Genomic DNA, 21,944 nt, shown 5'->3' with positions numbered 1-21,944 from the left:
CCGACCCCTTCGAGTGCCGGGTTTCCCCTCCCATGCATCGTCTTCGTCTCTTCCTTCCCCTCGCGCTGGTCCTCTCGCTGCTCATCCCGGCCACCGCCGCACCGGCGCCCGATCCCGAAAGCCCGCACGCCAGGGCGCAGCGCGTGGAATGGTTTCGCGAAGCCAAGTTCGGCCTCTTCATCCACTGGGGGCTCTACGCGATTCCCGCCGGCGAGTGGAAGGGCAAACGCATCGGCTCGATCGGCGAGTGGATCATGAAACGAACGCCGATCCCGGTGGCCGATTACGAGAAACTCGCCCCGCAATTCGATCCGGTGAAATTCGACGCCGATGCCTGGGCCCGACTCGCCCAGGACGCCGGCATGAAATACGTCGTGATCACGGCCAAACACCACGACGGTTTCGCCCTCTTCAAGTCCGACGCCTCCCCCTACAACGTCGTCGATGCCACGCCGTTCAAGCGCGACATCATCCAGGAACTCGCCGCGGCGTGCGCGCGCCGGGGGCTGCGTTTTGGCGTCTATTATTCGCAGTCGCAGGACTGGCACGAGCCCGGCGGCGCCGGCAACGACTGGGACTTCCCTTCCGACGCGGAGAAGGATCGCAACGGCAGCTTCGACCGTTATCTCCAGACGAAGGCGGAGCCGCAGGTGCGGGAACTGCTCACCCGCTATGGACCGCTCGCGCTGATCTGGTTCGATACGCCAATGATGATGGACCAGGGCGACCGAGCCGCCCGCTTCACGCGATTGGTGAGGGAGCTGCAGCCCGCCTGCCTGATCAATGGCCGGCTGGGTGGCGTCGGCGACTACGTCAGCACGCGCGACAACCAGATTCCCCACGAGAGCTCCACCGTGCCGTGGGAAGTTCCCGCCACGTTGAACAACACCTGGGGTTACCGGCGCGACGATCACAACTGGAAGTCCGCCGGCGAGCTGGTCTTCAAGCTGGTGGACGTCGCGTCCAAGGGCGGCAACTACCTGCTCAACGTGGGTCCCGACGCCCAAGGCCTCATTCCCGAAGGAAGCCAGGTGGCCCTCCGCAGCGTCGGCGAATGGCTGCAACGCAATGGCGAGGCGATCTACGGAGCCCGGCCGTCACCGTTCGGTGAGGAGTTCGGCGAAACCGCGCGCACGCTCCGCAACTTCAACGGCGAGCCGGTCTTTCTTCCGTATCGCGCCTGGCGCTGCACCGCGAAGCCCGGCAGGCTCTACTTCACGATCTTCGAGCTCGAACGCGCCAAGGGCTACGGCAACTTCGCCTTTCCCGACTTCAAAAACGCGATCCGCTCCGTGCGGCTTCTCGGTGTGCCGGACCAGGCGCCCTTCGAGGTTGTTACCGCCCCCGACGGACGCCGCGGCTTTCATCCGCGCACCTTAGGCGCGAATCCCCTCGGCGATACCTACGTGGTCGAGATCGAAGGCGACGCCGTCGTGCGCTGAGGCGGCGCCACGACGCTCTCACAATTCTGCACGTTCCCTCGTCCCTTTACGACTCGCTCTCCTTTCATGAAATTCACGCTCTGCCTCGGCGCGCTGGCCTGCGCTCTGTCGACCGGATTCGGCGCGGCCAACCCCGTTTCGTCGCCAGCCTCACGCCCTCCCAACATCGTTTTCATTCTCGCCGATGATATGGGACAGGGCGATGTGTCCGCCTACAATCCCGCCGCCGCCTGGCGCACGCCCAACCTCGACCGGCTCGCGCGCGAGGGCGCTCGTTTCACCGACGCGCACAGCAGCTCCGCGGTGTGCACGCCGTCGCGCTACAGCTTTCTCACGGGTCGTTACGCCTGGCGCAGTCGCTTGAAGTCTCACGTGCTTTTTGGCTACTCGCAGCCGCTGATCGAGCCGGGCCGCCTCACCGTGCCCGCATTGCTGCGCACGCAGGGCTACACCACCGCCATGATCGGCAAATGGCATCTCGGCCTGGACTGGACGCGCCAGCCCGCCGGCACGCCGTCGGCATCGTATGAAGCGCCGCCGGAGCCCGGCCCGCGCGCTCGCGAAAACGATCCCCAGCTCGCCCGCGGCATCGCCTACGACGAGCCCTTCCGCGAGGGACCGACTCATATCGGCTTCGACTCCTTCTTCGGCATCAGCGCCTCGCTCGACATGGACCCTTATGTCTGGTTGCGCGACGATCGCGTCGTCTCCCCACCCACGCATCGCATCGACAAGTCCGCCCTGCCTGCCATGTGGCGCACCGGGCCGATCGCCGACGATTTCGCGCACGTCGACGTGCAGAGCCAGCTGACCCGCGAAGCCGTTGACTATCTCGCGCGTCAGGACGGCGGGAAGCCGTTCTTTCTCTACCTCGCCTTCGCGTCGCCGCACACGCCGATCGTGCCGACGCCAGAGTTCGCCGGACGCACAGGTTCGGCCTACGGCGACTTTTGCCTTCAGCTCGATCGTGACGTGGGAGAACTCCTGCGCGTGCTCGACGAACGCGGCCTCGCCGACAACACGCTCGTGGTTTTCACCGCCGACAACGGCTGCAGTCCCGCGGCGAATTTTGCGGAGTTGAAAAAAATCGGCCACGACCCGCAGGCCGGCCTGCGCGGCGGCAAGGCCGATCTCTACGAAGGCGGCCATCGCGTGCCCTTCCTCGCGCGCTGGCCGGGACAGATTCCGGCCGGAAGCGAAAGCTCCGCGCTCATCTGCCAGATGGACTGGCTCGCGACCTGCGCCGACTTGCTATCCGCGTCGCTGCCGGCCGACGCCGGCGAGGACAGCGTGAGCCTCCTTCCGGTGCTGCGCGATCCGGCTCACGCGATCGCTCCGCGTCGCAATCTGGTGCATAATTCGGTCAACGGCTCCTTCGCCATCCGGCAAGGCGCATGGAAACTTTGCCTCGCGCCGGACTCGGGCGGCTGGAGCGATCCGAAACCCGGCCAAGCGCCTGCCGACGCGCCGCCGTTTCAGCTCTTCGACCTCGCGCACGATCGCGCGGAAACGAAAAATCTTTTCGGCGCCCACCCTGACGTCGTCGCCGAGCTGGCGTCGCTGCTGGAAACGCAAATCCGGCAAGGCCGCAGCACGCCCGGACCGGCGCAACCGAACACCGGTGGCGACGATTGGCCGCAACTCGACTGGATGAATCATCCCGCTCTCGCCGCCGCCGCAGCCGCGACGCGGTGATCACGACCGGGAATGCGCCGATCTCAATCGCGCATTTCCGTGCCGTCCTCAGCGCCCCACACCGCGGGAGTTTTGAAACCCGGGGCCGCGGGCGCCTGCTTCGACGGCACCGCCGCGCGCCCATAGGTGTCGAGTCGTTCCTGCAAACGCGCTACCTGATCGAGGCGCGTCGCCGCGAGATTGGTTTTCTCGAACGGGTCGTCCGCCAGATTGAACAACTCGATTTGCGGCGTGAGGCGGGCGCGGCGCTTCATTTCCCGCCGCTCGTCGGTTTCGGTACCGCCCTCCAAGCCGTCCTTCACCTTGCCGTTCAAGACGAGCTTCCAGTCGCCGACCCGAATCGCGCCGCCGGCCACGCCTACATTGATGAGCAACTCTTCGTGGGGCGACGGCGCACCTGCAGCCAGCGAGGACCACATGTCACGTCCATCGAGCGGCAGCGGCTGGTCGAGCGAAGCACCGGCGAGTTTCAAAAGCGTCGGAAACCAATCCACGATGTGCAACGGAGCTTCCACCGCCGCACCCGCGGGAAGTTTGCCATCCCAAACCGCGAGCGCCGGCACGCGAACGCCGCCTTCATAATAACTCCCTTTGCCTTCGCGGAGCAGACCGTTTTCCGCCATCACACCCGGCAGCGCGCCGCCATTGTCGGAACTAAAAACAAGCAGCGTGTTCGAGCGCAGGCCGCTCGTTTCGAGCGCGCTCACGATGCGTCCCACGCCTTCGTCCATCGCCGTCACCATGCCCGCATAGAGTCGGCGTCGCTCGGGCCAGTCTTTGTAAAGCGCACTGTAGTTTTCCGGCACCTGCAAGGGCATGTGCGGGGCGTTAAACGCCACATAAAGGAACAACGGCCGGCGTGGATCGTGTTCCGTAATCAGACGCGCCGCCTCGTCGGCGATCAGCTCAGTCGAGTATCCCGGCTCCTCGACCGGCTGCTCGTTGCGATGCCAGTCGAGTCCGCCGTCACGGCGATGCGTGAAGTAATCGAAGTTTCCCGTATAGAGCCCGTAGTGATGCTCGAAACCCTGCCCGGTCGGCAAAAACTCCCGCCGGATGTGTCCGAGATGCCACTTGCCGGCCATCGCCGTGCGATAGCCGGCGTCCCGGAGCGCCTCGGGCAATGTGCGTTCCTCCGCCGGCAGCCCGTAACGGGCGTGCGGACGAACGACGCCGACCTGCAGCCCGTAGCGAATCGGATAACGCCCGGTGAGAAACGCCGCGCGCGTCGGCGAGCACAGGGGCTGCACATAAAACTGCTCGAGCCGCACGCCGTCGGCCGCCAGCCGGTCGATGTTCGGTGTTTTGATCTGACTGCCGCGGTAGCCGACGTCGCCCCACCCTTGATCGTCCGACAGGATGAAAACGATGTTCGGCCGCTCCGCGCCGTATTGATCCGCCGCATACAATCCCGGCGCCAGCATCAGCGTCGCAACCCAGGTCAGCCAACCGCAGCGAGAGGAGATCGTCATAAGGAGATTCGTTTAGCGCCGGCGCACCTCGACAAAGAAAGCCCCGCGGGTTTTGCCCGCCGCCGCATCCAAAAGCCAGGTTTGTAATTTCGCGGCTCCGGCGGGCAGTGCGAGTTTCAGGGCCACGCTCGGGGCGGCGGCCGGCACCGCGACCTCGGCGACGCGATCGTTCACGACCACGCGCGCTGCGGTGGCTTGCAGCGGAAACTTCGCTTCCCGCGGCTGGTGCCGCAGCGTGAACTCGTAGTTGCCCGCCTCGGCGACTTCGATCCACCAGTAACCGTTCGCCCAGGGCATCGCGACGATCTGCGGCTGATTCCACGGAATCTGGCGGATGTCGTCATTGTGCCAGTCCATCGCGTTGAGTGTCGTCGGATTTTCCTGCGGCGCGCCGACCACGATGGCCGCATGGCTCGCTCGCACCGGAGCCAGCGAATCCCACCAGCTTTCATAATGCGCGCGGAGCTCGCGGACGATGTCCGGGTGCGCGTCGCCGATGTCGTGATTTTGCCCGCGATCGCCTTCGATGTCGTAGAGTTCGCTGCCGTTCACAAGCCGCCAGCGTTCCGTCAGCACCGCGCTGTGCTCCCATTTCGGGGGAATTTCCCGTCGCTGGCGGTGAACGAAGAGCGTGCGCTCGGCCAAGTCGGCCCGCGCCCCGCGCAGCACCGGGGCGAGACTGATGCCGTCGAAGTCCGACCGTGGTGGCGTCAACCCGCAGAGCTCCACCAACGTCGGCAGCAGGTCGAAATGCGCGGCGAGGGTCGCGACGTCGCGACCACCCACGAGCCCACCGGCCGGCCAGCGCACGAAGCAAGGCACGCGATGGCCGCCGTCGTATTCCGAACCTTTCTTTCCGCGCATTCCGGCATCGAATCCCTGCCAGCCTTCTCCTGCGGAGATCCGATTGCCCTCGGCATCTCCCGGCAGGCCCGCGCCCGTGCCGTTGTCGGTCATCCAGATCACGAGGGTGTTTTCCGCCAGGCCGGATTCCTCCAGATCCGCGAGCAGCCGGCCCACGTTTTCGTCGAGGTTCTCGATCATGCCGTAGAAACTCGCCATCGGCTCCGGCACACCGCGCGCCGCATACGGCACGCGATACTTCTCCGCCACCACGAACGGCGCGTGCGGTGCGTTCGGCGCCAGATAGAGGAAGAACGGATGATCGCGCTGCGAGGTGACGAAACGCCGCGCCTCGTCGAAAAAGACATCGGTGCAGTAACCCGACGAGGATGTGGGCACGCCGTTGCGCAAGAGGACGGGATCGTCGTAGCGGTTGCCCCAATGATCGGGCGTCTGGCCGATGCCGCCGCCGCCGTGCACCAGAGTCTCGTCGAATCCGCGATCCTGCGGTCGAAACGGGAAATTATCGCCGAGGTGCCACTTGCCAATCGCCGCGGTCCGATAACCGCCCGCGTGGAAAACGTCCGCCATCGTCACCTCGTCGCGATTCAGCAGCGAACGGCCCATCACCGTATGCCACACGCCGGCGCGCGTCGAATAGCGCCCGGTCAGCAACGCCGCGCGCGTCGGCGCACACGTCGGATCCACGTGAAAATCCGTCAGCCGCACACTCTGCGCATAGAGCCGGTCCAGGTGCGGCGTGCGGATCATCGTGTTGCCGTGGCACGCGAGATCGCCGTAGCCCTGATCGTCCGTCACGATCACCACGACGTTCGGCCGCGGCGAGGACGGAGAGGCCGCGGCCAACGATGACAACAGCAACGCAAGCGCACAGAGCCACGGGGTAAGCTTCATCGGCGGGATTCACCGTGCATCCGGGAAAACGAACGACAATCGAAGCCGCGCTTGAACATTTAAGCTGAATCCGCGGCATCGTCCACGCGGGCCCTTAACTGTTCTAGCAGACGCGCCGTTGCCGCGCAGCGGAACGATCGCAGGTGTTTCGCGTGTAGCGTTAACCCCGGCCGCGTTCAACGCGGCGCATTTCTCCCCACCATGAAGACATTGTCCTCCGCCGTGCGCAGCGTTTTCGCGGGCGCGTGCCTGCTCGTTGCCACCCTCTCCGCCTCCGCCGCGATTCAGGCGTCCTTCTATGTCGATCCGGCCGCGGGCAACGACGACAACGCCGGCACATCGCCCGGCACGGAAAACGTCGCCACCGTCGTTACGATCACCGACGGCAATTGGCATCACGTCGCCTTCGTCAACGAGGGCTCCGCGAGTCACAAACTTTACATCGACGGCGTGCTCGCGGCCGAGTCCACCGCGCTTTGGTCGCAGAACAACACGAACAACCAGCCGGTCCACATCGGTCGCGACCGCAACGCCGGCACTGCCGACACCTACTTCACCGGAACGATCGACGATGTCGCCATTCTCCAGCACGCGCTCACCCTCGAGGAAATCCAGGATTTGAACCACCTTCCTCATCCTTGATGGCTCGTTGAGCTCGCTGCCAGACGCGCGAGCTCCTCCGGTCGTCCCACTTCCCTCCATGCTTCGCCTCGTCACGTTTCTGCACCGCCTCGCCGCCTTCGCCGCCATTCTTGCCGCGACCTCGCTCAACGCCGCCGACTGGGGGCAGCCGCGCGGCGAGCCGGTCGTTTACAAGACCGTCGGCGACCGCGCGCTGACGCTTTACGTGTCACGTCCGGACGGAGCGGCGGCGCAGGAGGCGCGACCCGCGATCGTGTTTTTCCACGGCGGCGGCTGGGTCGGCGGTTCGCCGGCCCAGCTGAACGATCAAGCCGAACACTTCACCTCGCGCGGCTTGGTCTGCGTGCTCGTGCAATATCGCTTCGCGCCGCGCGACGAGACCGCCGCGCCCGAGGTCTGCATCCAGGACGCCCGCTCCGCGATGCGCTGGGTCCGACGTCACGCCGCGGAGCTCGGCGTCGACCCGAATCGCATCGCGGCGATGGGTGCATCCGCCGGCGGACATCTGGCCGCGCACGCCGCGCTCGTGGCCGGGATCGACGACCCGCACGATGATCTTTCCATTTCGCCGAAACCGGACGCGCTGCTCCTCTTCAATCCCGTGCTCGACAATGGTCCCGGCAACTATGGCGCCAGCCGTGTGCGCGACCGGGTGCGCGAACTTTCACCGGCGCATAACGTCGCCGCCGGCGCGCCGCCGACGATTCTGTTTCTCGGAACGCAGGACAAACTCATCCCGGTCGCCACCCTTGCGCGTTTCCGCGACGCGCTGCTCGCCGCCGGCGTTCCGTGCGAACTGCATCTTTACGAAGGGCAGGAACACGGGTTCTTCAACCGCAGCCGTTCCCCGGAGTTTTATCGGCTCACCGTGGGCGAGTGCGACCGATTCCTGACGCAGCTCGGCTGGATCGAGTAGTCCGCCGGAACGTCACCCGCGATCTTCGCTGGTCGCACCGGCCGACAGATCCAGTTTTTCCCCGGTGCGCTGCAGGCGCTTCACCATGGGTTCGCGTTTAAGTCCGACCTCACGCGTATCGACAGAATGGATGCCTAGCGCCTCCGCCGGCGATCCAGGCGCGAAACGGAAATCGCCCTCCGCCGGCGCAACGAAGCGCGGATCCGCGATCACGCTCGCAAGATCGTTGCCCCACGTCCGCTGCATTCCTTCGACGAACGCCTCCGCCGCGGTGCGATCCGAGGTGAAGTACAGGTTGTGATCCGTCTTCGGCGGCACGACGGGCTTATGATTCGGATTGTAGTTGTTCAGCATCGTGTCGTTCGGGGCGTTGCCAAAATAGCTGTTCACGACATCGACCTCGTAGAACTTCGCCTGGCCGAGATACGAAACGTAGACATTGCGATCCACGCGCGACTCCGGTCGGTCCGAGGTGATCCGCAGCCCGCCATTGATCATGACGTTGTTCCAGGTCTCGTTGTAATCCTTCACGACGATGCCGACGCCGAACGTCACGTTTTCGGTGATCTTGCAGTAGGACTGATCGTCATCGGTGCGGATCGCCGCCGCGCGGCCCATGCGATAAATGACGTTGCGCTGGATCACGTTGTCCTTGCCGGCGCTCGAGAGATAAATCGCGTTGCCGTCGCGGAGGACGAGCATCGCGTCGTGAATCTCATTGTCGCGAATGACGTTTTTGCGCGTATGCGCGAACGGCAGGATCTCCTCGGTGGTGCGCGGATTGCCGACTTCGCGCCAGCGAATCAATCGCAGGTCCTCGCGCATGTTCACCGGGAATTCGGGATTCTGGATCTTCGGAGTCGAGATGCCGAAATGCCGCGGCCGCACGCCGCTGAGCACGATGCCGTTGTAAGGCAGGTCGTGAAGGTAGTTGTTAGCGACGAGATTGCTCCCGCTCTGCCAAAGGAAGACCGCCGGCGAGTGCCACCAGAGCGTGCCGAGATCGTGGAATTCGTTGTCCACAATCTCGTGCCCGCCGTTCACGTCCTTCGTGCCGGGGCCGTAGCCGCATAGCAACACGCCGCCCGCGCCGAGGTGCCGGAACGTATTTCCGCGCACGCGAATGTTCCGTGTATAAAGATCGGCGCGCACGCCGTGGCCCGCCGCGGCCTCGAACGTGCAACCGCGCACCTCGCAATCCTGCGCGACGCGGAAACGCAGGCACGCGTCATCCTTGTCGAACATCGCCCAATCGTGCTGCAGGCCGGCATCAGCCGGCGTCCACACGTCACGGTCCGTGTGCGCAAACGTCAGATTCTCGAAACGCACGCCACCCGCCGGCTGGTCGGCGTCGCCCCAATAATCCTCGCGACCAGCCACGCGAAAGAGCGTCGTCACCGCGGGCGCCACGATGTTCTCCCCTGGCGTCTCGCCGCGCGGCCACAAATAAACGCGTCGCTCCGTGCGGTGGAGCACCCACTCGCCGGGCTCGTCCAACGCTTCCATCACGTTCTCGACCCAGAACTTTCCCGTCGGCGTATAGGTCGCCGGCACCGTGGTGCGCGCCGTCAGCGCAGCCTCGTCGACCGATTCGAGCGCGAGGTAGTTCACGAGCCAGTTGTGATTCGGCCGGCTCAAAATCTCGACGTCTGCGAGATTGGGCCAGGCCTTGATCGAACCCGCGGGAAACTCGATCAGATCGCGATGCTCCAAACGGTTCAGCAGGCCGCGATGTTCGCCGCGCGCCTGATACTCGCGGGAACGCGCGCGCGGCAGCGCCTCCATTCCGTCGTAGAGCGCATGAAAAGCGCGCGACTCGAGCGACGCCGGCGGCGTCGCAACCCAGAGCCGGCCACGCGCCGCCGCAGGCGTGCCTTCCGGCTCTTCCCCCGCCGGCACTCGCCGCCAATCGCGGAGGAGCACGCCACCGCTCACGATCGCACGTTCGCCTGGACGGGCGACAAAACTCAACGAACCTCCCGGCGCCGGTGTATCCGTCAGCCCGAGCACCAACGTTTCCGTCAAACGATGCACGCCCGCCTGGAGCACGACGACGATTTCGTCCGCCGGCGCCGCCGCTCGCGCCCGGCGCGATAGTTCCACCGCCCGGGCGAGCGAGGCCACCGGCGCCGCGACCGTTCCCGCTGCTTGATCGCTGCCTTGCGGCGCTACATGAATCTCGGTGCGTGCGGTGGCCGCCGTGACGGAGGCCGCCAGCAGCATCAGTCCGATCAGGCGACGGCCGCGCGAGAAGAAAGAGGAGCGTGTGAAAGCGATCGGCATAAGAAAACGGGGAAGATTCAATGGGACGATTCCAAGCGGCGGGCGCGATTAGCCGCTTGGTGTTCGCGCAGTCGGCGCTCGGCTTGCGCATACTCGGGAAATGGCGGCCCGGCATCCGCCGGCAGGCTGGCCAGCGCCGCCCGCAGGCGCTGGTGCGCCGCAGCGGATTCCACCGTCGCGTCCCAGCGCAGCGGTTGTTTCTGTTGCGGATCCGCGACGAGGTCGAAAAAGCCACCGCGATTATCCAGGTAGTAGCGCTGGTCGCGCACCGCGCGCTCGGCGCCGTATTGCGTGAAAATCCACGGACGCGGCGCGACGCTCGCGCCACTCGTCAATTCCGTCACGAGCGACCGACCGTCTCGCGCCGCATCGGCCGGCAATTTCACCCCCGCAAACTCTGCAAGCGTCGGCAGCAGGTCCGTCATCTCCACCAGCCGCCGCGATACGATTCCTGACCGCACGCGGCCGGGCGCTCGGACCAGCAGCGGCACGTGCACGCCGAGATCGCTGAGCCGGGTGCCCTTGCCCGCCGGCATGGACACGCCGTCCAGCGTTCCACCGGTCGAGGAACCGTTGTCGCCCGCAAAATAGACGATCGTGTTTTCCGTCAGCCCGAGAGCCTCCAGCCAGCGCAGCAGGTCGCCCACTTGCCGGTCGGTGTAGTCGACCATTCCGGCATAGAGTGCCGCCTCGCCTTCGGGCGGCGTGGCGCGATGCAACGGCGTGGGCTCGTTCGGGGCGTGCACGTTGATCATCGGATAATACAGGAAAAACGGGCGGTCGCGGTGCTGTCGGATAAAATCGAATACGAATCGTTGCACCACGTCCGGCCCGAATTCCCCGCGATGCGTGCGCCGTTCGCCGTTGATCTGAAGAAACGGATCCCAATAGCGCCGCTCGCTCGCCGGGTTGTCCGACTCCACCCCGGTCCAGAGACAATGCTCGTCGAATCCATGGCGGCGCATGATGTCGGGCTCGCGGCGCAGGTCGTTGATCTGCCATTTCCCGGCGATGGCCGTCGCATAGCCCGCCCGGCGCATCCAGAGTCCCAGCGTCGGGTAGTTCTCCGGGATCAAGCCCGCCCCGCCCCAGCGGGGCACGTCGTAGTGCACCGTCCAACCGCTGCGGCAGGGTCGCTGTCCCGTCAGAAGCGCCACCCGCGTCGGGGTGCAGACCGGCGTGAACCAGGCCGTCTCGAACCGCACGCCCTCCGCCGCCATCCGGTCGAGGTTCGGCGTGGGATGGGACGATCCGTAGGCGCCGACCCAATCGCGTCCCAGATCGTCCACCAGAACGAGAATCTGGTTGGGCGGACGACTCCCCGCTGCCTGCATCCACGTCCCAACCGCGAGCGCAAACAGCAAAAGCCGGCGGCAAAAAGCGGACGTGGACATGAGGAGGTAAGGGGAAACGCGAACCGCGGAGGTGGGTCGGGCCGGAAAGCTGCGCGAGACCTACGGGACCGACCAAGCGCCGCAATGACGAACTCACTAAATCAGTTAATCGAAATCGCCTCAGCCGGTCTCAGCGGCCGCGGGTCCGTTTCGCTCCTCGCGTCGCGGCTTTGAGCGGGCGGACGGTGCTGCCTTCGTGCCACGTCCCGTCGACGTGCGTGCCATGCGCGACGGCATTGAACCCGCGCTGGTTGCTCTGGAGGAGACTGTTCAGGATCTCGACCGCGAACTCCCCCATCTCGGCGCGATGCTGCTGAATCCCGCTGGCATTCGGCATGTCGTCGACGACGTTCAGGCTCACGTAGCCGATATCCTGGGGGATGCGCAGTCCTTCCGCGCGCACGGCTTCGAAGAAACCATCCGAACGGCTGATCACGGCTTCCGGTCGCTCGCGCCGCAGCCAGCTGCGGATCTGGCCCACCGGATCCTCGGGCTGCAGCACGAGCGCCGAGACCCGGTCAGCCTCGAGCGTCCGTGACTGGAGATACGCATAACCCGCCTCCCATTGATGGAGCGTCCGCTCGGAAAGATCGGTCCACACGATGATCCCGATGCGGTTGTAGTTGCGTGCGCGCAGCTGCTCCCAGGCGAGCAGGATGCCGGCAAAATGGTTCGGCACGATGTGATGGAACAGCGGATACTGCGTTGGCCGCTCGAGGGCAACGACCGCGAAGTCCTCCCACTCCAGCTCGAGCCGGTCGTGCGGATCCTCGAAGGGCGCCAGGATCAGGCCGCGAATCCCGCGATTCCGCAGCACGGCACTGAACCGGCGCGGCGTGTAGCCCTGCTCGCGGGCCCAGAAAACCTGCAGCGAATATCCCAGCGACCGCGCCCGCAGGGTCGCGCCCTCGACGACCTGCTTCGCGCTCGCGCGCTTCGTCCACGCGTCGCGCGTGGACCAATTCGTGACGAGTGCGATCACCGAAAAATCGCGCTGCACGCGCAGCCGGCTGCGGTGCGCGGCGAGCGCCGACAGCCCCGGGTCCGGCGTATAGTTCAGCTCCCGCGCCACCTTCTTCACCCGTTCCGTGGTGGCCTTTGAGATCGACGGATGGTTGCGCAGCGCGAGGGAGACCGCCGCGACGCTGACGCCGACGCGCTCCGCGATATCCTTCAGGTTCGTCCGTTTTTGCCAGCTCACTTAATTGATTTAGTGGAGGGCGACTTTCCGCCCCAGCGGGGTCTAGTCAACGTATTTCATCCTCGTGCCAGCCCCTTCCCTTACCCCGTCGACCACCGCGGGTCGCGCCGCCCCCAACGTCCTTTTCATCATTGCCGACGATCATCGTCACGATGCGCTCGGCCTGTGCGGGCATCCCGCGGTGCGCACCCCGAATCTCGATGCGCTCGCCGCGCGCGGCACGCGCTTCAGCCAGGCCTATCACATGGGCGGACTGATCGCAGCCGTGTGCTCGCCTGCCCGCGCCGCGTTGCTCACGGGCCGCAATGCCATCGCCGCGGATGCCTCGCCGGACCCGTCGAGCCGCCCCGACCGCAAGGTCTCGATCCCCGCGAGCAACACCACGCTGCCCGAACTGTTTCGCCGCGCCGGCTATGAAACCTTCATCACCGGCAAGTGGCACAACGATCCCGCCTCGCTTCACCGTTCGTTCACCGGCGGTCACCGGATATTTCTTGGCGGCATGTGCGAGCACACGCGCGTGCCGCTGCACGACTTTTCGCCGCGCGGGGACTATTCCGCTCCACCGCGGTTCGAATCCGGCTTCTCGACCGATCTCTTTTGCGAATCCGCCCGGGATTTTCTGGCCGGGCGCCGCCAGCCATTCTTTCTTTATCTTTCGCTGACCTCGCCCCATGACCCGCGCACCCCGCCTCCGGCATTCGCCGGCATGTATGACCCCGCCCACCTGCCCCTCCCGGCCAATTTCCGTCCTGATCACCCCTTCGACAACGGCGAGCTCTCGATCCGCGACGAAATGCTCGCGGCCCGGCCGCTCGACCCCGATGTCGTGCGGCAGCAACTCGCCGCCTATTACGGCATGATCAGCCACCACGACGCGCAACTCGGCCGGGTGTTCGAAACGCTCCGCACTCACCAGCTCGAGGCGAACACGCTCGTCGTCTACGTCTCCGATCACGGCCTGGCGCTCGGGAGTCACGGCCTGTTGGGAAAACAGAATCTCTACGAACCAAGCGTGCGAGTGCCGCTGCTGCTCGCCGGGCCGGGCATCGCCGCCGGCCGCACCGACGCGCGGCTCGTGTATTCGCTCGACCTGTATGCGACGCTCGCGCAACTAGCCGGCCTCCAGCTCCCGTCGGGCCTCGACACCGTTTCCCTGGCAACACCGGAACACGGCGGCCGTGAAACCCTTTTCTCTCTGTATAAAGACTGCCAGCGGATGGTGCGCGACGAACGCTGGAAGCTCATCCGCTATCGCGTGAACGGCCAGGAGCGGCTGCAGTTGTTCGATTTGAAAAAAGACCCCGACGAACAGCACGATCTCGCGGCCGACTCCGCCTACCACGAGATCGTGCAACGGCTCCTGCGCGCACACGCCGCCTGGCAGGACCGCGTGGGCGATCGCTGGATGCCCGTGGCGAGCTCGCACTCCGGCGCCGCAACGACGAACTGATTGCGACATCATGTTCACCGCGCGCGTGAGTTCCCTCGATCTCGCGATCATCCTGGGTTATTTCCTTTTCACCGTGGCGCTGGGCGCATGGTTTTCCCGGCGCAAGGTCGAGACCGGCGAAGGTTTTTTTCTGGCGGGTCGCGACGCCAGCTGGCCGGTGGTCGGCGCGTCCTTGTTTTCGGCGAACATCTCGAGCCAGCAGTTCGTCGGTCAGGCGGGTCTCGCCTACTCGCTCGGCATTGTCGTAGGCGCGTTTCAACTGGTCGGCGCCGGCTGTTTCGTGCTGCTCGCGGTTTTCTTCGTCGAGGTTTATCTCGGCCTGAAACTCACCACGGCGCCGGAGTTTTTCGAACGTCGCTACGGCGCCGGCACGCGCCTGTTCGTGGCCGGAATCAATGTCGTGATGATCCTCGCGGCCAATCTCACCGCGGCCCTTTATGCTGGCGCGACCGTGCTCACCACGCTGCTGGGCTGGAGCGGCCCCGGAGAGTTCCTGCTCGCCGTCGCGGTCATCGCGTCCGGCGCCGCGATCTGCGCCGTGTTCGGCGGTCTGCGATCGGTGATGTGGATCGACGTCTTTCAAGTCACCGTGCTTGTGATCGGCGGCGCGGTCACGCTCGGCGCAGCCTTGCACGAATCCGGCGGTCTGGAGCCCCTGCTCACGCTGCGCAGCTCGACCGGCGATCGCATGTGGTCGGTCATTCAACCCTGGTCGCACGCCTTCGGCTGGCTGCCGTTGATCACCGGTGCGCTCATTCTGGGCGTGCATGGACACTGCACCGATCACGACTACGTGCAGCGCACCCTCGCGGCCCGCAGCCTCTATCATTCGAAAATGGGCGCGGTGTTTGCCGCGCTGCTGAAGATCGTTGCCCTCTTCATCATCGCGGCGCCCGGCGCGATCGCAGCCCAACTGCTGCCGGATCTCGCCCATCCGGACCAGGCCTATGCAGAAATGGTCACGCGTTTTGTGCCCGCCGGTCTCGTCGGCCTGGTGCTCGCAGGCCTGCTCGCCGCAATCCTCGGCACGATGGCCGCGGGACTCGCGGCCTCTTCGTCGATGCTCACCTACGATTTCGCGATGAAGTTGATGCCCCGCCTCGGCGAGCGCGCCCTGGTGAAACTGGGACGCGTGCTGATGGTCGCGATCCTCATCGCGTGCACCCTCGCGGCGCCGCTCATCGGCAAATACTCCGGTCTCTTCGCCTACCTCGTAAAGCTCTGGTCGCTGCTCGCGCCGCCGGTGTTCGTTTGCGTCGTGTTCGGAATTTTTTCCCGCCGCGCCGACAATCGCGGCGCGATCGCCACCCTCGCGGTGGGCACCACGCTCGGGGTCGCCGCCTTTGTCGCGCTCGACTCCCCCGCCGTGGTCGCACATCTGCCGGCCTACCTGCGCAACGCCCTCAACGTCGGCTTTGTCATCACCCTCGTCTGCACGGTCGTGATGCTGCTGTGCAGCCGCGGTCGGATCGACGCTGACCATCCGGCGCTCGCCCGCGACGCGTCTTCCGTGCGCATGAGCGCCGGCGAACGGCGCCGTTACCGGTTTTTTCTCGGCGCGGTGCTCGTTGGCTGGGTCACGGTCGTGATCCTGTTCTCGCCGTGGGGACTCGTGCGCTGACGGCGACCGCGCGCCCCGATGAGGCGACGGCCCCCGTATTCATTTTCATGATGCAGCGATGTGACGCATTCGCGTGATCGATCCCGCGCCCATCATCGATTCACTGAAACCGGACTGGCGGCTGTTGTGCCCTCCGCTTGCGGCCGAGTGGCGGCACTACTCCCGCGCGAAGCTGCGCGCCGACGCGTTTGCCGCCGCCACGGTCGCGATGGTCTCGATTCCGCAGGCGATGGGCTTTGCCCTGCTCGCCGGGCTGCCGCCGCAGATGGTGCTCGGCTGCGTCATTGTCGGGGGCCTGGTGGCGGCGCTTTTCTTTTCCAGCCGGCAGGCGATCTTCGGGCCGAGCAACTCGCTCAGTCTGCTGCTCGCCGCCACCTTCATCGGATTGCAGGGCTCGGCGCTCGGTCCGGCGGAGCTTGCCGTGCTGCTGGCCCTGCTGATCGGCCTGGTTCAGCTCGCCGCCGGGATCATGCGCTTCGGTCAGGTCACGCAGTTCATCTCGCGGTCGGTAGTGATCGGCTACAGCGCCGCGATCGGCGTGCTGCTGGTCTTCAGCCAGGTGCATCACCTGCTCGGCGTGGAACGGGCGGCCACCACCTCGCTGTGGTCCGCCCCGTTCGACGCGCTGCGGCACGCGTTGCGGGGCGAGCTGGACCCCTGGTCGACCGGCGTCGCGACCGGCGCGTTTCTGCTGTTCATGTTGATCAAACGACTGCGGCCCCGCTGGCCGGAAGCGCTCCTCGGACTCGTGATTTTCGCCGTGATCGATTGGGCAGTCGATCTCACACAGTTCGGCGTCGCGAATCTCGGTCAGGGCAACGCGATCAAGGCCTCGCTGCCGAACTTCACGTCCGTTCCCCTCACCGCTCGTGAAGCCGGCGTGATCCTCGATCTGCTCGTGCCGGCGATGGCGATCGCACTGCTCGGGATGCTGGAAGCCGTCTCGATCTCGAAGTCCTACAGCATGCGTTCCGGCGAGCCGGTGGACACGAACCGCGAACTGGTCGCCATGGGGCTTGGCAACATCGTCTCGGCGTTCTTCGCCTCGATGCCCGGATCGACCTCGTTTGCCCGCAGTGCCGCCAATTTCCAAGCGGGCGCCCGCACCCAGATGTCGGGCGTGCTCAGCAGCCTGTTCGTGCTCGGCTTCATGGTCCTGCTGTCCCCGCTCGTGAACCATCTGCCAATCCCGGTGCTCGCCGCCGCGTTGATCCGCGTTGGCCTCAATCTCGTCGATCGCGAGCAGATCCGCATCGCCGCGCGCTCCACCGGCTCCGATGCGTTCGCGCTCTTCGGCACCTTCGCCTACGCGCTGCTCCTGCCGCTGGATATTGCCATTTATCTCGGCGTCGTGCTCGCGCTCTTCCTCGCCCTGCGCAAAGCCTCCACGCCGCTCCTCGTCGAATACACCTTCAACTCCGAAGATGAGCTCGTCGCCCGCGACGCGGCCCGGGCGCGGGAGCATCCGTCGATCGCCATCATCCACGTCGAAGGGGAGCTCTTTTTCGGCGCCGCGGACCTGTTTCAGACCCATGTCCGGCAACAGGCGGAAAACGAAAACCTGCAGGTGATCATTCTCCGGCTGAAGAATGCCCGCCATCTCGATGCGACGACGGTGTTCGCGCTCCGCGCGCTGCACGACTTTCTGCACAACACGGGACGACACCTGCTGATCTCGGGGGCGCAGGCGGATGTGCTGCGGGTGCTGCGCAACAGCGGGCTGCACCGCCATCTCGGCGAGGAGAATATTTTTCCCGCCGAGTCGAACCCGAACCTCGCGACGCGCAAGGCGCTGCTCCGGGCGCGGACGCTGGTGTCCGGAGGCGATCCGGAGGTCCGCCTCTATTTCGACCGGCTTTCCCCGCCCGCCTTGACGTAAAGCGGCGGGCGACGCGGACGCAACCAGCGTATTCATTTTTCTGACACGATTGCGCGGGTGGGTGGGGCGACGTCTGGCGGGCGCCGGCTGGCTCGCGGCGGACCCGCCCGCGGCCGGTGTCGGCAGGGGGCGGCCGCGTTCCATTCCCCTCAGGGGGAAACTGATCGGGAATTTCCCGGTCAGGTAATAGATTCACCCGATCAGGTGATGGCGGGACCAACCGTCCATCGCTAGCATCGCGAAACCTTCACCCCGTCCGTGCCCCCTCGCCCTCTGCAACCCCTCGGGCTTCGCGCGTTCCTGCCTCCCCCGTTTATCCCACGTTGACCCTCCGCCGCGGAGCTTCGTCCTGCGCGCCCCTTTTCCGCCGAGCCCTCTCGACCTTCCGGCCGCCGGCCGGGCCGCCCCCAATCCTGACAAGCCCAACCTGCCCATGAAAACCAAGCAAACGAACACCCCTGGTCTCCGCGCCTGGCGGCTGCCGCAACTCCTCGTCGCCGCGGCCGTCGCGTGGACCGCCCCGCAGCTGCCCGCCCAGACCACCGCCGACACCCCGGCGGCAGGCCAGAAAACCAATGAGGACGGCGAGGACATCGTCGAACTGTCGCCGTTCGAGGTCGTCAGCAGCCAGGACCGCGGCTACGCCGCCACCTCCTCGCTCGCCGGCTCGCGTCTTAACATGCGGTTGCGCGACGTCGCCTCCGCCATCTCGGTCGTCACGCCGGAGTTTCTGAAGGACACCGGCTCGACCAATCTCCAGAGCCTGCTCGTTTACACAACGGGCACCGAGGTCACCGGCATCGGCGGCAATTTCTACGGCGGTAACGCCGACGACAACGCCTACCGCAACCAGATGCTCGCGAATCCGCAGAGCGGCACCCGCGTGCGCGGACTCAACACCGCCGACCTGACGCGCGACTTCTTCGTTACGAGCATCCCGATGGACGCCTACAACACCTCGCGCGTCGACATCCAGCGCGGCCCGAACTCCATCCTCTTCGGTCTCGGGAGTCCCGCGGGCATCATCAACAACACGCTCAAGGATCCGAATCTCAACCAGCTCCAGGGCGAGGCCCAGCTGCGCGTCGGCAGCTACGGCTCCCACCGCGAGGTCCTCGACGCCAACGTCCCGCTGGTGAAAGGCCAGCTCGGCCTCCGCATCGCGGGCGTGAACGACGAAGCCGACTTCCGGCAGGATTTCACCTTCAACCACGACAAGCGCCTCTACGGCGCGCTGCGCTGGCAGCCGAAGCTCGGCGAGCACGTGTTCACCCAGATCGACGTCAAGGCCGAGACCGGCAAGATCCGCGGCAACCGCCCCATCTCCGTCACCGCGGCCGACTTCATCACGAACTGGTTCGGCCCGCTCAACAAATACCTGATGTATGATCCGCTGACGAGCAACGGCATCCCTCAGGAGCCGAACGGCACGCAGCACCGCGAGCTCTCCCACTATTTCGCCGGCGCGCCCGGTCGCGACTGGTGGAACAGTTCTCCCGGCACGATCTATCAGGATCCGTCCAGCGGCACGATCGGCAACGGCCGCCTCGACGCCTACCGCCAGCGCGACGGCTCGCCGTGGGGCGGCCTCAGCGGCGTCACCAATCCCAACTACGACGAAGGCGGCACCGGCGCGTGGAACCGCAACACCGCCGCCTTCTTCGCCAACAACCCCATCCTCTCGCGCCTGATCAGCGACTACGAGAGCTCCAGCGGCAAAGCCTTCAGCGGCTTCGGCGCCGCGCTCTGGCCCACGCAGATGATCCTCTCCGGACCGCTCGCCTTCATCGACCGCACCATGGCCGGCCCGAACAAGGAGGAGTGGAACAAGTTCGACAACATCGACCTCTCGTTCACCCAGACCTACTTCGACGGCAAACTCGGCATCAACGCCGCGTATTACCGCGAGAACTACGAGTCCGGCTACGCCAACGCCATCGCCTCGAACCGCGTCAGCGTCGACGTCAACGCCACCCTGCGCGACAACTCCGCCAACCCCGACGTCGGCCGGCCCTACATCGTCAGCTCCACCGCCGGCAACATCACCAGCGAGGATCGCGAGGCGTGGCGCGCGACGGCTTACTACAAGTTCGACCTCGCCGACTACCTCGGACGCGAGCACCTCCTCAGCAAGATCTTCGGCGAACAGACGTTCACCGGCATCGTGTCGAGCCAGCGCTACGACAACTTCAGCCGCAGTTTCAACCTCTACGCCTGGGACGCGGCCACCTACGGCGTTCCGCTCCTGAATTCCGCCAACCATCAGGCGTGGTGGGGCCTCCACTACATCGGCGACAATCTGCAGAACGTCGCGAATTTCGATGCCATCCCCGCCTCCGCCATCCGCGGGGTCACGTCGGCGCACCTGCCGGGCTCCTCGCAAAACACCCTCGTCTGGGACAACAACACCAGCACCTGGCACAACGCCAATCTCAACATCCTGAACTGGCACGACAACCTCAAGGACCTCTACACCGGAGCCGCGCAGGGCTACGACACGACCGACTCCACCGCGTTCGTCTGGCAGGGTAATCTGCTGAACGGCGCCCTCGTGCCGCTGTTCGGCTGGCGCCACGACAAATACGAGCGTTGGGACAAACCGGCCGCGCTCATCCGCGACGGCTTCAACGCCGTCCTGCCCTTCAGTCCGGATTGGAATTATTCCAACGTCACGCCGCTGAAGGCCGACGAACAGCGCCGCAGCTGGGGCGTCGTGCTCCACACGCGCGAACTCCTCGACCTGTTCGGCCAACGCATGCCCAAGAGCTTTGACGTCAGCTTCACCTACAACGACTCGAACAGCTTCCGCCCGTCCGAGGTCGGCCGCGACATCAACGGCCACCAGTTCGCCGCCCCGTCCGGCGAGACCAAGGACTACGGCGTGCTCATCACCGCCTTGGACAACAAGGTTTCGCTGCGCGTGAACTGGTTCAAAACCGTCCAGAAGAACACCACGCTCAACCGCGGCCCCTCCACGTATTGGGCCAAGGGCGGCGTCGCCCGCACGATGAACACGCTCGCTCAGGAAACCTGGGGTTCGTGGAGCCCGGACGGGGCCCAGGTCGCCCCCGAAGGCCTTGTCAACAAATGGTTCTTCGGCAGTTCCTACGACACCGCCGTCGCCAACCAGCCACTTCCCGCCAACTGGCGCGACCAGCTGAGCACGCTCGTCGGCCAACCGCTGCGCATTCGCAGCGCGGCCGTCGCGGGTTCCTCCAACTATGTCGCGCAGGGCAGCATCAATCCGGACACCAGTCTGCCCTACCTCGCGCCGCCGCTGACCGCCGACGAAGTCGAATACCGCCGCGCCTGGTTCGCCGCCCGCACCGACGCCGAGTGGTTCCGCCCGCTCGATCCGACCTGGGTCGCCGCCGAGCAGTTCGAAAAGATCAGCGGCGACGACTACCGCATCTGGGGCGAAAACCCGCCGGCCGGACAGAAGCTCACCAACGATCTCGTTTCCAAGGGCGTCGAGATCGAGCTCACCGCCAACCCGACGCCGAACTGGCGTCTGACCTTGAACGCCGCGGAAATCAAAGCGACCCGCAGCAACATCCTCCCCGACTGGCTCTCGTTCATCGCCGCCAACAAGGAGCTCTGGTTCGACGGCTACAACAACAACCCCGGCGGCCCGAGCCAGCTGAACTACTGGACGATCGACGGCTTCGCCGATCTCCGCCACTGGGGCGGCAACACCACGTATTCGTCGGAGCAGGACACGTTCGGCGGCCGCATGATGCAGGATGTCTACGGCCCCTACGTGAACGCGATCTCCGGCGAGGGCGTGTCGGTCAGCGAGCTCCGCAAATGGCGCGTCAACTTCGTCACGAACTACACGTTCGACACCGGCATCCTCCGCCACGTCAACGTCGGCGGCGCGGTGCGCTGGCAGGACAAGACCGCGATCGGTTACTACCCGCAATATAACTCCGATGCGAACATCTGGGTGACGGACGTGAACCGCCCGATCTACGGACCGAGCGAGACGAACTACGACCTCTGGATCGGCTACGAGCGCAAGCTCGGCACGAAATACGTCTGGAGCATCCAGCTCAACGTCCGCGATCTCTTCGCCAAGGACGATCTGATCCCGATCCTCGCCAATCCCGACGGCACCACGGCGCAGGTGCGCATCCCGGCCGAAACCACGTGGGCGATCACGAACAGCATCCGGTTCTGAGCGCCTCC

13 protein-coding genes are annotated in these 21,944 nt (G+C 65.6%); 8 read left to right on the top strand and 5 right to left on the bottom strand.

All coding sequences use genetic code 11. The features are described from left to right. The first annotated feature begins 32 nt into the window (after positions 1-32). Entirely contained in the window at positions 33-1,442 is a 1,410-nt protein-coding gene (locus tag AC6RV7_RS10105) for an alpha-L-fucosidase (protein WP_500093847.1), read from the top strand. A 66-nt stretch (positions 1,443-1,508) separates the two neighbouring features. Continuing rightward, positions 1,509-3,137: a sulfatase family protein gene (locus AC6RV7_RS10100; RefSeq protein WP_500093846.1), complete on the top strand. Its 1,629-nt coding sequence runs from the start codon at positions 1,509-1,511 to the stop codon at positions 3,135-3,137. 23 nt (positions 3,138-3,160) lie between these two features. Here the strand turns inward: AC6RV7_RS10100 and AC6RV7_RS10095 are convergent, their stop codons facing one another. After that, positions 3,161-4,609, bottom strand: coding sequence for an arylsulfatase B (locus AC6RV7_RS10095; protein WP_500093845.1), 1,449 nt, complete (start codon positions 4,607-4,609; stop codon positions 3,161-3,163). Between the two features lie 12 nt (positions 4,610-4,621). Then, positions 4,622-6,367: an arylsulfatase gene (locus AC6RV7_RS10090; protein WP_500093844.1), complete on the bottom strand. Its 1,746-nt coding sequence runs from the start codon at positions 6,365-6,367 to the stop codon at positions 4,622-4,624. Positions 6,368-6,568: 201 nt separating this feature from the next. Here AC6RV7_RS10090 and AC6RV7_RS10085 point away from each other — a divergent pair, with 201 nt between their 5' ends. Together AC6RV7_RS10085 and AC6RV7_RS10080 are read left to right on the top strand one after the other, a co-directional pair. Further along, positions 6,569-7,009 (top strand): LamG domain-containing protein, encoded by a 441-nt coding sequence (locus tag AC6RV7_RS10085; protein ID WP_500093843.1) that lies wholly within the window; start codon positions 6,569-6,571, stop codon positions 7,007-7,009. A gap of 58 nt (positions 7,010-7,067) precedes the next feature. Next, positions 7,068-7,925 carry an alpha/beta hydrolase gene (locus AC6RV7_RS10080; RefSeq protein ID WP_500093842.1) on the top strand — a complete coding sequence of 286 codons (858 nt, stop codon included), beginning with the start codon at positions 7,068-7,070 and terminating at the stop codon, positions 7,923-7,925. Between the two features lie 12 nt (positions 7,926-7,937). Here AC6RV7_RS10080 and AC6RV7_RS10075 read toward each other — a convergent pair whose 3' ends face one another. From AC6RV7_RS10075 to AC6RV7_RS10065, 3 genes are all read right to left on the bottom strand, one after another. Continuing rightward, positions 7,938-10,208: a right-handed parallel beta-helix repeat-containing protein gene (locus AC6RV7_RS10075; protein ID WP_500093841.1), complete on the bottom strand. Its 2,271-nt coding sequence runs from the start codon at positions 10,206-10,208 to the stop codon at positions 7,938-7,940. Positions 10,209-10,225: 17 nt separating this feature from the next. After that, positions 10,226-11,602, bottom strand: coding sequence for a sulfatase-like hydrolase/transferase (locus tag AC6RV7_RS10070; protein ID WP_500093840.1), 1,377 nt, complete (start codon positions 11,600-11,602; stop codon positions 10,226-10,228). A 130-nt stretch (positions 11,603-11,732) separates the two neighbouring features. Further along, positions 11,733-12,803, bottom strand: coding sequence for a LacI family DNA-binding transcriptional regulator (locus AC6RV7_RS10065; protein WP_500093839.1), 1,071 nt, complete (start codon positions 12,801-12,803; stop codon positions 11,733-11,735). Positions 12,804-12,867: 64 nt separating this feature from the next. On the opposite strand from AC6RV7_RS10065, the gene AC6RV7_RS10060 reads away from it, so the two are divergent. From AC6RV7_RS10060 to AC6RV7_RS10045, 4 genes are all read left to right on the top strand, one after another. Then, complete coding sequence (locus AC6RV7_RS10060; protein WP_500093838.1) at positions 12,868-14,256, top strand: sulfatase family protein; 1,389 nt, start codon at positions 12,868-12,870, stop codon at positions 14,254-14,256. Between the two features lie 10 nt (positions 14,257-14,266). Then, on the top strand, positions 14,267-15,877 hold the full coding sequence (locus AC6RV7_RS10055) for an SLC5 family protein (protein WP_500093837.1): 1,611 nt from the start codon (positions 14,267-14,269) through the stop codon (positions 15,875-15,877). A gap of 73 nt (positions 15,878-15,950) precedes the next feature. Beyond that, the gene (locus AC6RV7_RS10050; protein WP_500093836.1) at positions 15,951-17,756 is read left to right on the top strand and encodes a SulP family inorganic anion transporter; all 1,806 of its coding nucleotides are present in this window, start codon (positions 15,951-15,953) and stop codon (positions 17,754-17,756) included. Positions 17,757-18,189: 433 nt separating this feature from the next. Then, positions 18,190-21,936: a TonB-dependent receptor plug domain-containing protein gene (locus AC6RV7_RS10045; protein ID WP_500093835.1), complete on the top strand. Its 3,747-nt coding sequence runs from the start codon at positions 18,190-18,192 to the stop codon at positions 21,934-21,936. Positions 21,937-21,944 lie beyond the last annotated feature (8 nt).

The organism is Opitutus sp. sgz309028 (assembly GCF_059821195.1).
The sequence above is the reverse complement of the archived record's forward strand: the minus strand, read 5'-3'. Positions and strand labels throughout refer to the sequence as shown.

Bases quoted from the DNA above. Each gene is read 5' to 3' on its own strand.
- AC6RV7_RS10080 (WP_500093842.1), top strand. From the start codon at position 7,068: ATGCTTCGCCTCGTCACGTTTCTGCACCGCCTCGCCGCCTTCGCCGCC.
- AC6RV7_RS10100 (WP_500093846.1), top strand. From the start codon at position 1,509: ATGAAATTCACGCTCTGCCTCGGCGCGCTGGCCTGCGCTCTGTCGACC.
- AC6RV7_RS10045 (WP_500093835.1), top strand. From the start codon at position 18,190: ATGAAAACCAAGCAAACGAACACCCCTGGTCTCCGCGCCTGGCGGCTG.
- AC6RV7_RS10055 (WP_500093837.1), top strand. From the start codon at position 14,267: ATGTTCACCGCGCGCGTGAGTTCCCTCGATCTCGCGATCATCCTGGGT.
- AC6RV7_RS10090 (WP_500093844.1), bottom strand. From the start codon at position 6,367: ATGAAGCTTACCCCGTGGCTCTGTGCGCTTGCGTTGCTGTTGTCATCG.
- AC6RV7_RS10075 (WP_500093841.1), bottom strand. From the start codon at position 10,208: ATGCCGATCGCTTTCACACGCTCCTCTTTCTTCTCGCGCGGCCGTCGC.
- AC6RV7_RS10095 (WP_500093845.1), bottom strand. From the start codon at position 4,609: ATGACGATCTCCTCTCGCTGCGGTTGGCTGACCTGGGTTGCGACGCTG.
- AC6RV7_RS10085 (WP_500093843.1), top strand. From the start codon at position 6,569: ATGAAGACATTGTCCTCCGCCGTGCGCAGCGTTTTCGCGGGCGCGTGC.
- AC6RV7_RS10105 (WP_500093847.1), top strand. From the start codon at position 33: ATGCATCGTCTTCGTCTCTTCCTTCCCCTCGCGCTGGTCCTCTCGCTG.
- AC6RV7_RS10070 (WP_500093840.1), bottom strand. From the start codon at position 11,602: ATGTCCACGTCCGCTTTTTGCCGCCGGCTTTTGCTGTTTGCGCTCGCG.